Source organism: Saccharicrinis carchari (genome assembly GCF_900182605.1).
Classification (GTDB): Bacteria; Bacteroidota; Bacteroidia; order Bacteroidales; family Marinilabiliaceae; genus Saccharicrinis; species Saccharicrinis carchari.
Map to the genome: position 1 here is coordinate 160,233 of NZ_FXTB01000001.1, position 14,809 is coordinate 175,041.

At 40.3% G+C, this 14,809-nt stretch carries 10 protein-coding genes; 4 read left to right on the top strand and 6 right to left on the bottom strand.

Annotation, left to right across the window (positions count from 1 at the left end; translation table 11 throughout):
* Positions 1–29: 29 nt before the first annotated feature.
* From FN809_RS00520 to trxA (FN809_RS00535), 4 genes are all read right to left on the bottom strand, one after another.
* Positions 30–284: a hypothetical protein gene (locus FN809_RS00520; RefSeq protein ID WP_142531527.1), complete on the bottom strand. Its 255-nt coding sequence runs from the start codon at positions 282–284 to the stop codon at positions 30–32.
* A gap of 215 nt (positions 285–499) precedes the next feature.
* Entirely contained in the window at positions 500–1,894 is a 1,395-nt protein-coding gene (locus FN809_RS00525; protein WP_142531528.1) for an NfeD family protein, read from the bottom strand.
* Between the two features lie 154 nt (positions 1,895–2,048).
* On the bottom strand, positions 2,049–2,516 hold the full coding sequence (trxA, locus tag FN809_RS00530) for a thioredoxin (protein ID WP_142531529.1): 468 nt from the start codon (positions 2,514–2,516) through the stop codon (positions 2,049–2,051).
* A gap of 139 nt (positions 2,517–2,655) precedes the next feature.
* Positions 2,656–3,018, bottom strand: coding sequence for a thioredoxin (gene trxA / locus FN809_RS00535; RefSeq protein WP_142531530.1), 363 nt, complete (start codon positions 3,016–3,018; stop codon positions 2,656–2,658).
* A 606-nt stretch (positions 3,019–3,624) separates the two neighbouring features.
* On the opposite strand from trxA (FN809_RS00535), the gene FN809_RS00540 reads away from it, so the two are divergent.
* Both FN809_RS00540 and FN809_RS00545 read left to right on the top strand, forming a co-directional pair.
* Positions 3,625–5,055 carry a CCA tRNA nucleotidyltransferase gene (locus FN809_RS00540; RefSeq protein WP_142531531.1) on the top strand — a complete coding sequence of 477 codons (1,431 nt, stop codon included), beginning with the start codon at positions 3,625–3,627 and terminating at the stop codon, positions 5,053–5,055.
* Positions 5,045–5,572, top strand: coding sequence for a TrmH family RNA methyltransferase (locus FN809_RS00545; protein ID WP_142531532.1), 528 nt, complete (start codon positions 5,045–5,047; stop codon positions 5,570–5,572). The genes FN809_RS00540 and FN809_RS00545 overlap by 11 nt, the downstream gene beginning before the upstream one ends.
* An 85-nt stretch (positions 5,573–5,657) precedes the next feature.
* Here the strand turns inward: FN809_RS00545 and FN809_RS00550 are convergent, their stop codons facing one another.
* Together FN809_RS00550 and FN809_RS00555 are read right to left on the bottom strand one after the other, a co-directional pair.
* Positions 5,658–6,707 carry an endonuclease/exonuclease/phosphatase family protein gene (locus tag FN809_RS00550; RefSeq protein ID WP_142531533.1) on the bottom strand — a complete coding sequence of 350 codons (1,050 nt, stop codon included), beginning with the start codon at positions 6,705–6,707 and terminating at the stop codon, positions 5,658–5,660.
* Entirely contained in the window at positions 6,658–8,091 is a 1,434-nt protein-coding gene (locus FN809_RS00555; RefSeq protein ID WP_142531534.1) for a hypothetical protein, read from the bottom strand. The genes FN809_RS00550 and FN809_RS00555 overlap by 50 nt, the downstream gene beginning before the upstream one ends.
* Before the next feature lie 262 nt (positions 8,092–8,353).
* On the opposite strand from FN809_RS00555, the gene FN809_RS00560 reads away from it, so the two are divergent.
* On the top strand, positions 8,354–9,475 hold the full coding sequence (locus FN809_RS00560; RefSeq protein ID WP_142531535.1) for an AI-2E family transporter: 1,122 nt from the start codon (positions 8,354–8,356) through the stop codon (positions 9,473–9,475).
* A 621-nt stretch (positions 9,476–10,096) separates the two neighbouring features.
* Positions 10,097–14,797: a M4 family metallopeptidase gene (locus tag FN809_RS00565; RefSeq protein WP_142531536.1), complete on the top strand. Its 4,701-nt coding sequence runs from the start codon at positions 10,097–10,099 to the stop codon at positions 14,795–14,797.
* Positions 14,798–14,809 lie beyond the last annotated feature (12 nt).

The window sequence follows — 14,809 nt, forward strand, 5'->3', positions numbered from 1 at the left end:
GTTTTTTGCTTTGTCGATAAAACTATTGCTTATTCTTCTTCGTCATCTTCAGCGTAGTCTTCATCGTCTTCATCATCATAATCGTCCTCGTCTGATTCTGTGTCTCTGTACTTGAACAGTTCGTCGAGCTCACTTTCGTCAAAGTCATCATCCAGACTTTCGTAAATGGAGATTTTTTTACCTGATTTGCCAGTGTTGGATTTAACTGGTTTTAATTTGTCATCAAAGTCATTGTAAGTTGATCGTTTACCCCTCTTCTTACCAAAATTTTCTTTTGATTTCATAATAATTAAGCCACTATTTTTCACTGAGCACCCTTTGGTTTTAGGCCGGGTGAAGCCGGTTTACATAAAATATTAACACCATGCTTTTGCGACTGTGCCGTTAAGCACAAAATACGGGGTCAAAATAAATATTTTTCGTTAATTATTTTTCGATATACGTAAAAAAAGTGCTGTAGCTTGTGTTATTTTCTACTTTTCTTTGTATTAATTCGTCTTTACAAGTGCTTAATCACATAGAGCTGACCGGAAGCATATCTTGTAACTTTCACTTTTTCGTCTTTGTATATCATTCCGGCTTCGGCAACCGCATCAAAAAGCTCCTCATTAATAATCACTTTACCCGAGGGCCTAAGGGTGGTATGGGCAATGCCTGTAGAACCAATAAGTTTTCGCGGTTCAATATCAACACCAATGTATCCCAGATCGATTTCCTGCGAGCTTTGCAGTGTTATTCCTTTCAAAGGGCCGCTGGATAGGAGTTTTTGACTTAAGGGTATGGCTATTATAAACGAAAGGAACGATCCTGCTGAGACAATGATAAGCGACATAAACAATTCCTTGGTCGGAACATTTGAGAAATCAAATACCACATTATCTACAAGGCTAAGCGTAAGACCCGTAAATACCAGTATGATGCCCGAAATGCCGGCTAAACCAAAACCCGGTATCACAAATATTTCTACGGCAATAAGCACAATACCAATAATAAACAGGATGATTTCCCAATTGGCAGCAAGGCCATCTATGTATAAAGGAGCAAAATACAGCACTGCGGCAATGGCCGAGGCAAGTAATGGAAATCCTATGCCGGGGGATTGCAACTCAAAATATAAACCACCAATGATTATTAATATTAAAATACCATGAAAAACAGGGTTGGTTAAAAAACCTTTTACTTCGCTATAAAAAGTTGGTTTGTAGTTTACTATCTTATAATTGTTATAACCCAGTTTTTCTATAACTTCGTTAACATCATCTGCTTTACCTTCGCAAAAACCATGTTCAATAGCTTCTAAGGTGGTGAATGTGAGTATTTTGCCAGAATCGATTATGCCGGCAATGTAAATGCTTTCATCAACCATGGCTTCGGCAATACTGGGATCCCGTTTCCAAATAAAAGTAGTGTCGCCGCCTGCAATCACGGTGTCTTTGCCGTGTGCTTCGGCGGTGGCCCGTATGGTGGAGCGCATATAGCTTTGGTATTTGTCGGGCATCTGTTCGCCGGTTTGATTAACCACTGTGGCGGCTCCTATATTGGCGCCCGGACGCATATAAATGCTGTCGCAGGCAATGGAAATTAATGCACCGGCCGAGGCTGCATTGTTATCGATAAATACGTGCACCGGAATTCTGCTGTTCAATATTTTTGTCCGGATGGAATCGGCAAACACCACTTGGCCGCCATAGGTATTAAGGTGCAGTAGTATTATGTCTGCCTCAAGTTGGGTAGCTTCGTCAATGGCACTTTGGGTATGTATCCACGAAGTACTCCCTATTTCCCTTTTTATATCGAATTTGTATACAAGGGGCTGCTTTTGAATGCTGTCGTTTTGTGCAAAGCTGGCTGTTGCAACAAAAAGCATTACCATAAAACAAGTAAATCTGTTCATTTTTAAGGTGTTAATTTTATACGCTAATAAAAGTAAGTATTTTGTGGGCAAACCAAAGCAAATATCTACTTTTTATTGCGATATGTAATCATCAGCTAGAACAAATTTCATGGTTTGGGATAATGCATCGACTTTTAAAAACTATTTTTTATTTTTACTTGTTGACTTTTAAAACTTCACTCACCATTTTTTCGAACTCGGCCTTAGGTCGTGCACCCATCACGGCTTGCGGCTGGCCATTTAATGGTATAAAAACAAGGGTAGGCAAGCTTCGGATGCCAAAAACAGCTGCCAGTTCTTTTTCCTTATCCGTATCTACTTTAAACACTTGAACTTTACCTTCGTACTCTTTTTGCAACTCTTTTAAAATGGGGGCTATTTGGCGACAGGGTCCGCACCAATCAGCATAAAAATCCAGAATAGCAGGTACCTTTCCGTTGTAGACCCATTCTTTGTTTGATTCGTAGTTAAAAACTAATTTTTTAAACGATTCCTGGTTTAAGTAAATCACCTCATTTTTATTGGTGTTTTGAGATGTTGATTCTGACCCTGTAGTATTGGTACAAGAAGCGTTGGATAAAATAAAAACCGATAACAAGCCTGAAATAATAAATGCTTTCATTGTTTTGAATTGAATGTATGCTGAAAAACCGATTCTGAAATCGGTTTTTCAGCATGTGTTTAATCTGTTTGTTGGTAACTAGCCCTAAATAATAAGCCGTTTTTCGACGGATTATTAGGGGCGATGTAGGATTGAAAGTTTAGTCTAAACTAACTTTTAAAACATCTTTAAATGCTTTTTTTAGAGAGTCTTTAGGTAGTGCACCTTGTGCCATCTGTGGCTGGCCCTCGGTGGGTACAAAAAGTAAGGACGGGATACTCTGTATACCAAACATGCCGGCTAATTCTTTTTCGGCTTCGGTATCTACTTTATAAATATCCAGTTTACCGTCGTAATCTTTCGATAGTTCTTCCAGCACCGGGGCAATTGTTTTACATGGTCCACACCAATCGGCATAAAAATCGATTAAGCATGGCTTGTCACCAGCAAATTTCCAGTCTTTATTTTCTTCAAAATTAAATACTTTTTCTTTGAATGTTTCTTTTGTCAAATTTTCTAACATGATTATTTACTTTAAATGATAATTCTAATTTACTTTTACGATACAAATGTATCTAAAAATCTTGATATGTCAATATCAATATGTGTGCCATAATTCAAGGTATTTAATATACCTGCTTTTATTTCTTTGGCGTTTGTAGTGTAAACAATACAGCTGAAGATATGTTTGAAAGCTTGTGAATTATGCGTGCGGTAGTATTTTACAGAGTGCTAAGGAGCTATAATTAGTGCCTATAAGAAAACGCCAAATACTGCGTTACGCTTGTCAGAAAAATACTCATCCCGATTATGATTTTTGTTGGTTTTTAAATAAAAACCTTACAAAATCTATTTCGGGACTCCGCTTTTCCTGACTTGCTCCATCGCTAAAGCTTAGGCGGCACGCGGTCACAAGCTTCCGCTAAGGCGGAACAGGCTTTGTCTTTGGCGTTTTTTATCGAGCCACACAAAAACATCCGAATTTTCTTAGGTGCACTAATTAGATAGCACAGATATGAAATCAGGGATAGATACATGTTGATGCGAGTAATGCAATCATTGCATTATCCGGTAAATAAATTGTAATTTTGTCACCCCAAATGAAAATCTTGTCCATTAAATACAAAATATGACAGAAAATAAAATACGTGAAAAACTTGGAGGTACGGTGTTTAATGCGATAAGGCATGTGGCAGATGTAAATCATACAGAAACATATGTTATTGGTGGATATGTAAGAGATTTGTTGTTAGGAATGCCCTCCAAAGATATAGATATTGTGGTGCGGGGCAGTGGAATTGAAATGGCGGAAAAAGTGGCAGATAAATTGGGAGGTCTAAAAGTGGCTGTATTTAAGAACTTTGGGACTGCCATGTTCAAATACAGAGACTTGGAAATTGAGTTTGTGGGCGCCCGAAAAGAATCGTATCAAAGAGATTCGCGTAAGCCTATTGTTGAAGATGGTACCATTTACGACGACCAAAATCGGCGGGATTTCACTATTAACGCGCTGGCATTATCCTTAAATAAAGATACTTTCGGAAATTTGGCAGATCCGTTTGGTGGGGAGGAGGACTTAAGAAAAGGTATTATCCGTACACCCCTTAACCCCGACCTCACCTTCTCTGACGATCCTTTGCGCATGTTAAGAGCGATTCGTTTTGCCGCACGTTTTAAATTTAACATTGAGGAGCATACTTTTCAGGGAATAAAAAACAACAAGGATCGTATTCATATCGTTTCGCGCGAACGTGTTGTGGATGAGTTGAATAAGATGATTATGGGAGAGGTTCCTTCGGTAGCCTTTAAGTTGTTGGAAATAACCGGGTTATTACAAATTATACTGCCCGAGCTGCAAGCTATGAAAGGGGTAGAAGAGGTGAATGGGCAGAAGCACAAGGATAATTTTTATCATACATTAAAAGTATTGGACAGGATAGCTCCAAATACGAATGATGTTTGGTTGCGTTGGGCAGCGGTGTTTCACGATATTGCCAAACCGGTAACCAAACGCTTCGATCAAAAGTTAGGTTGGACTTTTCATGCGCACAATCATGTGGGACAAAAAATGGTGCCCAAAATTTTCAAGCGAATGAAATTTCCGATGAATGATAAGATGAAGTTTGTGCAAAAGATGGTGCATCTGCATATGCGACCCATTGTGCTGTCGGAAGATGAGGTGACAGACTCTGCAGTGCGCCGCCTGCTTTTTGATGCCGGCGACGATATAGATGCGCTGATGACTTTGTGCGAAGCCGACATCACCTCAAAAAATGAGGCTAAAGTTCGGCGGTATCTGAAAAATTTTAAGGTGGTACGCCGAAAGCTCAAGGAGATTGAAGAAAAAGATAGATTGCGTAATTTTCAACCACCCATTAGCGGCGACGATATAATGAAAACTTTTGGTATCGGTCCCTGCCGTCAAATCGGGGATATAAAAGCCGCCATTAAAGAATCCATACTCGAAGGAGAAATAGAAAATGATAGAGAGCAGGCTTTCCGCTTAATGATGAAACTGGGGAAAGAAATGGGATTAGAAGAACAAAAACATGACAAATAGTCCGGAAACTAAAAGTGGGACACTTTTTTCATCTTTGCGATACAGTATAGCTGCAGATGGTCCTGTGGTGGTGGCGTACCAATTAAAATCGCCTGAAAACATGGGACATATCATTCGTGTGGCCTGTAATTTTGGGTGTGCTAAGGTGCTGTTTATTGGTCACGAACAATCCGTACGCCATAGTAAAATAAAAAAAGTGGCCGGTGCAGCTGCCGGACAAATAGAGTGGTTGTTTTGCGACCCGGACAACTGGAAAAGCCATATTCCCATTGATTACGATATTGTAGCGATTGAAACCGTGCACGATTCTGCAAACCTAATGGAAGGCAAGCTTCCCAAAAAAATGGTTGTAGTGCTGGGCAACGAAATACATGGACTGCCCCAGGAGATACTGGCACACATAAACAGTTTTTATCACATTCCAATGATTGGTGCCATAAAATCGATGAATGTGTCGCAAGCCTGTAGCGTGGCATTATACGAATGGCTTAGGCAGAATTTAAATATTACCCAATAATAATGTAGGCAATGCTATTGCAGAGAGTAGTGTGTAAATAGGGATATTTAAATGTAAATGAGGTAAGTAAAGCGATAAATTTTACCTATCGTTTTATTATTCTAAAATTTAGCCATATAGGCAAATGATCGCTGTAACCACCGTTATATTTATATCCAACATAGGTTCTAAAGGGCTTGGTTCCGGTAAAGTTAAGATCCGCCTCCAACAAAAAGGGGAAATCCAGAATTTTCATGGGTGTTTCGGCAAAAAAGGTGCGGGTGGTGTCGATCAGGTTTTTTGAAAGTAGAAACTGGTCAAAAGTGTTCCAAGCATATTGGTATTTTAAGGTGCCCTTGGCGTTACCAATGGTTTCGGCTGTTGGGGAAAGGTTTACAAGGTGTCCGTTTTTAATTAGATATTGCATGCTCTCGTCCTCCGCGTCATCGTTAAAATCGCCCATAGCTATAATTTGCGCATTCGCATCATGATGGAGAATGTAGCTTATGGTGTCGGTAAGTAGCTGGGCTGCCTTATATCTGAGTGGTTTGGTGTTTTGCACGCCGCCATAGCGAGAAGGGAAATGTGCTACAAATACATGTAGTGGTATGCTATCTTTTAATAAGCCAAACACATACAATAGATCGCGTGTGGAGCGTAAGCCCTTACCAAAGTCAACCTTTATGGGTATGGACTCCAAAGGGGTGAATAGGTTGTTGCGATATAGCAGTGCAACATCTATACCTCTTTCGTCAGGCGATTCGTGGTGAATGATGTGGTAATTAAGATGATTGAGTCCTGTTTTCCAAACCAAGTCGTTAAGCACTTTTTTGTTTTCCACTTCGCACAAGCCAATTACAAAAGGCGGATTCCAACCACCAGCTTCCAGTATTACGCGCGATATGTTTTTAAGTTTATCCGAATATTTGGTATAAGTCCAAAACTTATCACCAAAGGGAGTAAATTCGTCGTCGGATTTCAGGCTGTCGTTTTTTGTGTCGAATAGATTCTCCACATTGTAAAACATCACGCCCAATTCACCATTGTTTTGTGCAAGGAGGGTGAGTGGGAAATTTAAAACGAGAATTAAAAAACAAAAATGCAGTTTACTCTTTCTCAATTCTTTCGTACGCTCCAAGGTCGGGGGCTGTATCATTGAGTCTGTTATTGTTTAGAATGTCGTAGGGAAATTTTTTGGCAAGCTCTTCATCGCCTATGTCTTTGCAAAAAGATAGGGTATCCAGCTGATAATTATAATTCTTAATATCAATAAAGTTGGGATCCTCGTTAGCCCAAACGCTAATATATCTTGTTTTGTCCGATACATCCAGGTTTCCGGATTTCAGCACACAGTTCACGAATTTATAGTTAAACTTGCTTTCGTCCTCGGTGCCCTTTTCCACATCTTTATGAAAGTCGAAACCTATTTCGGTAAATTGCCTGCCATGCACAATGGAGTTGTAAAAATTAGCTTCGATGAGTGGGTTAACCACTTCATCGTCCGATTCGTCGATAAAGTAATTGTTTAAAAATAGGGCAGGGGTGTTCCGAATGCTCCACGCAGGAAAGTAATTGGCTATGGTGCAGTGATAAAAGTTATAGGTTCCACCCAGCGTTAAGGCTACGGAGTGATGACCGCAATTGCCAATCACCGTATTAGATACATCTACCTTCGAATTTTGCGTAAGTATCCCAAATTGCGAAATGTGGTTGATAACAGTATTGCTTATTTTTAATGGCGCATCATTATCCAGCCCAACAGAATCGGCAAAAACCCCCATTGTTCCATTTTGTATTATGGCATGATTTATCACATTATCAAAGCTTCCGGGCATAAAATGAATATAGCCCCACTGTCCGGGTTTGTCCTTGTACCAATCGTCTAACCTATCGCTTAAAAATGATACCGGCTCTTCGGGTGTTCCGTTTACCTGCATACTGCCAACAACAAATAAGTAGGCATCGTTGTGGAAGTGCAATCTTGCGCCGGGTTCTATGGTTAAAGTTTCCAAAGTATCTACCACCAAAACATCGTATATCAAATAGGGCTTGTCTGCTGTAAAAGTAGTGGTTTTTATAGTATCATTTTTTAGTAGTACAACATTTTGTCCATAGGCCACTAAGTTTACTTTTTGTGTTTTTTCGCCCACATAAAACATTATGGAATCGTCAACCACAAAAGGACTGTTTTCGTCGTCGGGTTTGATGGTCACATCAACAAAAATAAGTAAGCTGTCCTTGGCATTTATCTTTACGTTTTCTACCAGTGGCTCGGGCTGTCCGTTCACATTTATCCTGAAATTACCTTTTTCGCTCCCCGACAATTGTATCGTTGGAATGATCAGGTCTTCGTCATATGGGTTGTACACCCTAAAATTTTTGGTGACGGAACCCAATGAAGTAAAAATAGTATCGAACATTAGGGTGTCAACTGAAAACTTTAAACCGTCGGAGCCACTTAAATACACAAATTCCCTTTCGCATGAAAGTATCGACAGCGAAAAGAGTAGAATGATTAGGTGTTTGTTTAGTGTGCGCATCAGTTGTTTGTTGGCCTAATGTGTTGTGGGTAAATAAATAAAGAATATTTTTTGCGTAAAGTGATTAAAAAGTAAAAATAGGGATTAATGATGTTAAATCCTATTTTTTACAACTCAAATGTACATAAATAATTACAAAAATTAACAATCGTTTACAGCGCGGGTATTGTACTAAATAATAAACGCAGATTAACTCATTTTATTTTTCTGAAAATTAGGGCTTATCTACATTATTTATATATTGCCGAAAATTTTATTGTATATGAACTCACAACATTCAAAGCCATATACCTTTGATCGGGTAGTACGGATGGTTTTGTCCATAGCCTTTTTATTTGCCGTTTATTTTCTGCTAAACAGATTGAGCGGTGCGCTTATTCCCTTTTTTATTGCCCTTTTATTGGCTTATTTGATTAATCCCATGGTGGATTTTTTTCAATTCAAATGCCGTTTTAAATACAGGAGTTTGGCTGTGCTCAGCAGCCTTCTCATTGTGTTTGGAAGTACTTATTTTTTACTCACCTGGCTGGTACCTCAGTTTTTTGCCGAAATGACCAAAATGGTACAGCTCATTCGTGTATATCTTAATCAGGCTAAGGTATCCGATATTTTGCCTCAAGAAGTGATTGATTACATCAATGCGTATATTAATAACACCGATTTTACCGAGATATTGAAAGCGCAAAGTGTGACCAATTCGCTTAAGAGTATATTTGGTCAGGCATGGAAAGTTTTTTCAGGATCCATGAGTTTTCTTTTTGGCGTGGTGGGTTTACTCATTATATTGGTATACCTGGTGTTTCTACTCGTTGACTTTAAGCGGATAGCCGATGGTTGGCCCGGACTGGTGCCACCGCAATATCGCGAACCTGTAGAGGAAATTTTTAGCGACCTGACACAGGGCATGCAAATTTATTTTAGGGCTCAAGGTTTAATCGCACTTATCGTGGGCGTATTGTTGGCTATTGGGTTTCGGATTATAGGCCTGCCCATGGCCATAATTATCGGTTTATTTATCGGTGCCTTAAATATTGTGCCTTATTTGCAGATAGCAGGTTTAATTCCGGTGGCCTTGCTGTCCTTACTCAGAGCCATGGAAAGCGGACAAAGTTTTTGGCATGTTATTTTGTTGGCAAGCATTGTTATGGGGGTGGTACAACTGATTCAGGAAACCGTATTGGTACCTAAAATAATGGGGCGTGTATATGGTTTGCACCCGGCCATTATTTTATTGGCGCTATCCGTATGGGGCAGCCTGCTGGGCTTGTTGGGTATGCTGATTGCGCTGCCTGTTACCACCTTGCTTTTTTCGTACTACAAACGCTTTGTGCTTAAAAAAGACAAGGATGAGGAGATCGAGTCTCCTTTGGTGAAAGGACTGTAGGGTATTGTTAATAATAATTCTTAAGCGAGTGTGCTGCAGTTTTATTGTAAAGTGTTAGGTAAATAATTGGGTGCCATTTATTAACACTGCCACGAGCAAGATCCTGTAGTAATGTGTTGTTGGGGCTTTGGGTTAATTATGCCCGGTTATGGATGTTTTCAATATTAGCTGCAAATTATACTCAGGCAATATTTATTATTGATTGATAAACAGGGGCAATGCCCTTTGGCAGCGGATATGAGTAGAGTGTATTAAACCTACAAGTCTGTCCCTATAGCGATGTGAAAGGTCTTTTCAAATCATTGTTACTCATATAAAGTCCCTATTGATGTGTCGCCGGGTGCTGTGCCATGTTCCTGCACAGAAACAATGATAACCTATGCCGGAGAAAGTTTTTATCTGCTATTGAAAAAGAAAAGAGAATAATTACAGCATAAAAGCATAAGAATTAAAACTTACACTCTGCCGGCCCCCTCTTTGGTGCAATAAATTGTGTGATACAACATCTGGATTAATGGATTTATCAAAACATTTTTGATAGACACCTCTTGTTTGCGTATATTTATCATGCTTATGGTCTGAGATCATTTTTTTGCAGAATTAAGGTTAACACAACACAATTTGAGGGGGCTGATAACTATACTAACGCTGGCGTTGTCTGTTACAGGCATCAATGCACAATTGTTTACCGGAAGGCAAAGCAATGATATTGTAGATGGTACGCAAAAAGTAAGGGTGAATAAAAATACAGGTCTGGTAGAATACTTCGAGCTTTCACCCTCCTCCCTTAAAACAACGGATGCAATGGATGGCGGCGTTTTAAAACAAAAAATTGGTTTGCCAAACGCGTATCATCTTAAAATTGAAAAAAAGCAGATCGATTCCCGCGGAAACAAACATGAAAAATTCCAGCTATATTTTAATAACATCCCTGTTGAGGGAATGGGTTATTCCGTCCACTTTAAAAACGGAAAGGTAGTAAGTGCAAGTGGTAAGGCGATTAAAACCACTGTCGCCGTCTCCGTTCCCTCTATCTCTAAGGTACAGGCGATTAAAAAAGCTATTTCCCTTTTTAAGGCCAGGGAGTTTATATGGGATAGTACGCCCGCTTTGTACCCCCAAGCCCAATTGCTCTATGTGCCAGGCGACAGCCTGTTAACCTTATGCTATAAAATTGATGTTTATGCTTTACAGCCCATGCAACGCGAGTACGTATATATCAATGCGCTTTCGGGGGAGGTGGTAAAGCGGGTTTCCAGGATTCATCATGCCGATTACACAGGTACAGCGCTCACACAATACAGCGGAACGGTTGAAATAACCACCAGTTTACATCAGCAAGGCTATGTTTTAAACGAACATTCGCGGGGGCAGGGAATATTTACCTACAGTTTAAACCATAATCAATATTATACGGATGCGTCAGAAATAGTGGATAATGATAATTATTGGGACAACCCCACGGATCAGGTGGCTTATGATGCTCATTATGGTGCCCAAAAAACCTACGATTATTTTTTCTATAAGTTTGGGCGCAACTCAATCGACGACAATGGTTTTGCCCTAAAATCGTATGTGCATTACGGTAATAATTACGGCAATGCCTTTTGGGACGGCGATAGGATGACCTATGGTGATGGCGATGGGATTATAATGGGTGCGTTTACCAGCCTGGATATTGTGGGGCATGAGATTACCCACGGGCTTATATCACATACCGCCGACCTGGAGTATTTAAACGAGCCTGGTGCGCTTAACGAATCCTTCGCAGATATTTTTGGCCTGGCCATTGATTTTTATGCCAACCCCGGCACAGCCAACTATTTGGTGGGGGAACAAATATATTTGGATGGCACTTCTTACATGAGGAGCATGGCTGATCCTAAAAGCAAATTTCAGCCCGACACCTATCAAGGCGATTATTGGGTGGTGGGAATGTCCGACCATGGCGGGGTGCATAGTAATTCAATGGTTCAGAATTATTGGTTTTATTTGTTATGCGAGGGCGGACACGGTGTCAACGACAAAGGCAATAGTTATATGGTGGAGGCCATAGGCATTGAGGCCGCTGAGGCCATTGCTTATCGCAATTTAACCGTTTACCTGAGTCGTTATAGTAATTTTGAAGATGCGCGTTTTTATGCTATCCAATCGGCCATTGATTTATATGGTGCGTGCTCTAATGAGGTTATTCAGGTAACAAACGCATGGTATGCTGTGGGGGTAGGAGCACCATTCGAGAATGCGGTAACGGCGGCCTTTACAGCGGAACAAACCAATTTTTGTGGAGTGCCTTCAACTATAGCGCTGCAAAGTATCAGTACCCATGCCCAAAGCTATACCTGGTATTTAAATGGTGTTGAATTTAGCACCGAACCAAACCCAGTACTAAACATTGCCTTTCCGGGGGAGTATGACGTTAAACTTGAGGTTACCGGCACGTCGGCATGTAACACTGGCGATGTTATCGAGGTTGAGAACTATATTTCTGTTTCACAGCAAAGTGTTCCTGTGCCTGCGGTTCATATACCGGCGAGCCTGAAGAATAGCAGCGGAGGAATTTACAGTATTAGTATAAACCAAATAGACCATCGTTCGCAGGGTGCTAACGAAGGTTATGCCGATTTTACCTGCGGCAACCAAACGGAATTAACCGAAGGAATAAAATATAAATTGGCTATACGCACCGGTACCGAATTTAAAGAGGCGGTTGGTGTTTGGTTGGATATAAATAACGATGGTTTATTCGCCGGCCCTAACGAAAATATTTTTACTTCCACAGCAACCACGTATCACAACGCAGAAATAAAAATACCGGCAGGGAAAGTCTTCGACGTACCGTTGCGTTTACGGGTAGGCAGCGACAGATTTGATTATGCAACTACCTTGGATGCACAAAATAGTTCGCACTATGGGCAATATGAAGATTACACCGTGATTTTGCGGCGTAACACCAATGCGCCGGTAGCCAATTTTACCATGAGTGATACTCTTGTTTTTGTTAACGGAAGCGTATCTTTTGAGGATGTAAGCGATAATATATCTACAAACAGGAGCTGGTATTTTGAAGGAGGTCAACCCGAATATACATCCGAGCCTAACCCAACGGTAACTTATTTAGCCGATGGTGTTTATAATGTTGAGCTTACGGTTGCAAATGAATTTGGTTCAACAACGAAGAGCCAAAAAATACGTGTGGCCACAAATTTTAAATTAGGGATTCATACTCAATCCACATTTCCATCGGGGTATATCTACGATTCGGGAGGTGCCAACGGAAATTATCTGCACAATGCGCAGGATAAGTTTTTAATTGAACCATCGTGTGCCAAAGAAGTATTATTAACCATTGAAGCCTTTGAAACAGAAGGATGTTGCGACGGATTAAAAATATACGACGGCAAGGACGAAACAGCTCCTTTGCTGGCCTCCATAAAAGGGGTAGCAGATGTTCCTATGCTCATAAAAGCAACTTCGGGCAGTATGTTTTTGGTTTTTAGTTCAGATGCCACAGTTTCGGCCAAAGGCTTTAAAGCAAGATGGAGTACGGTGGGTTTTGATAGCGGAACACAGGTAAAAGCCGATTTTTATGTAGAGGACGAAAACCTACCCGTTAACTTCGACTTGCATTTTGTGGATAACTCAAAGCCTAAGGCTAGCGTTTGGGAATGGGATTTTGGAAATGGGGACACTTCAAATGAGCCTAACCCTGTTTATAAATATACTCATTCCGGTAGCTACGAGGTGCAGCTTGCTGTAGATAATTGTGTTTCAAAAGATACTTTGAAAAAACAGCTTTCCATAAGTGCTCCCCCTCAGTTGTTAGTGGGCAACGATACCGTGCGTATAAACATCCTCAGCGGACAAAAGGTAGATAGTTTTATCAGGGTAGATAATATAAATCATGGTTTGTTGGCCTACACCGGTGAGTTAAAAGCCATCTATCAAAAAGGAAAACCGCAAAGCCCTATTCGGTATTATGATGCTACCGGTGCATATAATGGGCTTAGCGTGGGATTGGCACGAAATGTATTTTATTACATTGATTTAAAAAACAATTTAACAACGCAGGGGGCACTTTGTAAGCATATTACTAAAGCCAATCTGTCTGAGTCGCTTAATTCGTTGGATGTGCTGATAGTGGACGACTCGGCCGATTTTTTAGTTTCAGGAAAAAACGAACTGAGGGAGTGGATATGTAAAGGTGGATTTTTGATTATTCAGGGCGATGGCATTATTGCTCAATATAACGATGTGCTGCAAGGTACCGGAATAAGTTATGAGGCACAGGCCGCCAAAGGGGGCGAGGCTAATTTGTTAGCACATCAAATAACCGAATCCCTTAACGGATATTTAATTGGAAACTACGCTGAGTGTACCTTAAAGGTTAGCGCTCCTGCCGTTAGGCTTATAAATGATGGAGTAGGTAATTGCTATTCGGCATTGACAGAATTAGACAACGGAAAAATATTGGCCATGAGTGATGAGTCGTTCCAATATTTTAATGCTGCGGGTCATCAACAATTAATGTACAATGCTCTGATGCATTGTATAGCCGAATTAGGTACGAGCGTTTGCGATGTGGAAAGAGGCTATTCGTTTATGACAGGCATTCAAACAGACAGTTTAAGCTTTAAGATAAATGCGCGTAGGTTGATTCAAGGGGAGTATGTAGCCGATATTTTAATTAACAACAATGATATTGCTTCAGGCCCTGTAGTGGTTCCTGTTTTGCTTAAAGTTACCGGAATTGAGAATATTGTAACAGATGCCGACCAATTAAATTATGTGGATGTGCCCATCCATACCGAACAAACGCTCACTTTGAATATTAAAAATTCTGGCACACGCAATTTATCGCTCACCGAAATTAGCTCAACATCTGATGCCTTTAATGCGGTGTTTACTCCCATGGTACTTGTACCCGGTCAGGTATATTCGGTAGATGTTAATTTTGCACCAACCCTGAATCAAAATTATTTGGCCAATCTGAAAGTTCATTCGTCCGATCCGGATAGTCCCATTACTACTATAGTATTGCAAGGCTCAACAGTTGATGTGAGTACAGATGTAGAAAAGGCAATGGCCAATAATGCGCTACAGGTTTATCCTAATCCCGTGCAATCAGTGTTACACATTCAAACAAATAAGCGTATTGATACCTTGCAACTGATAGGTACAGACGGCAGGGTGGTTATTGTACCTTATGATTTAAATTTTGATAAAGCCCGGATTCATATGTCAGTACTGCCACATGGTGTGTACTTAGTGAAGATACGCACAGCTGACAAAGAATGGATCAGTAGAGTTATTAAAAGATAATAAACCTTCTAT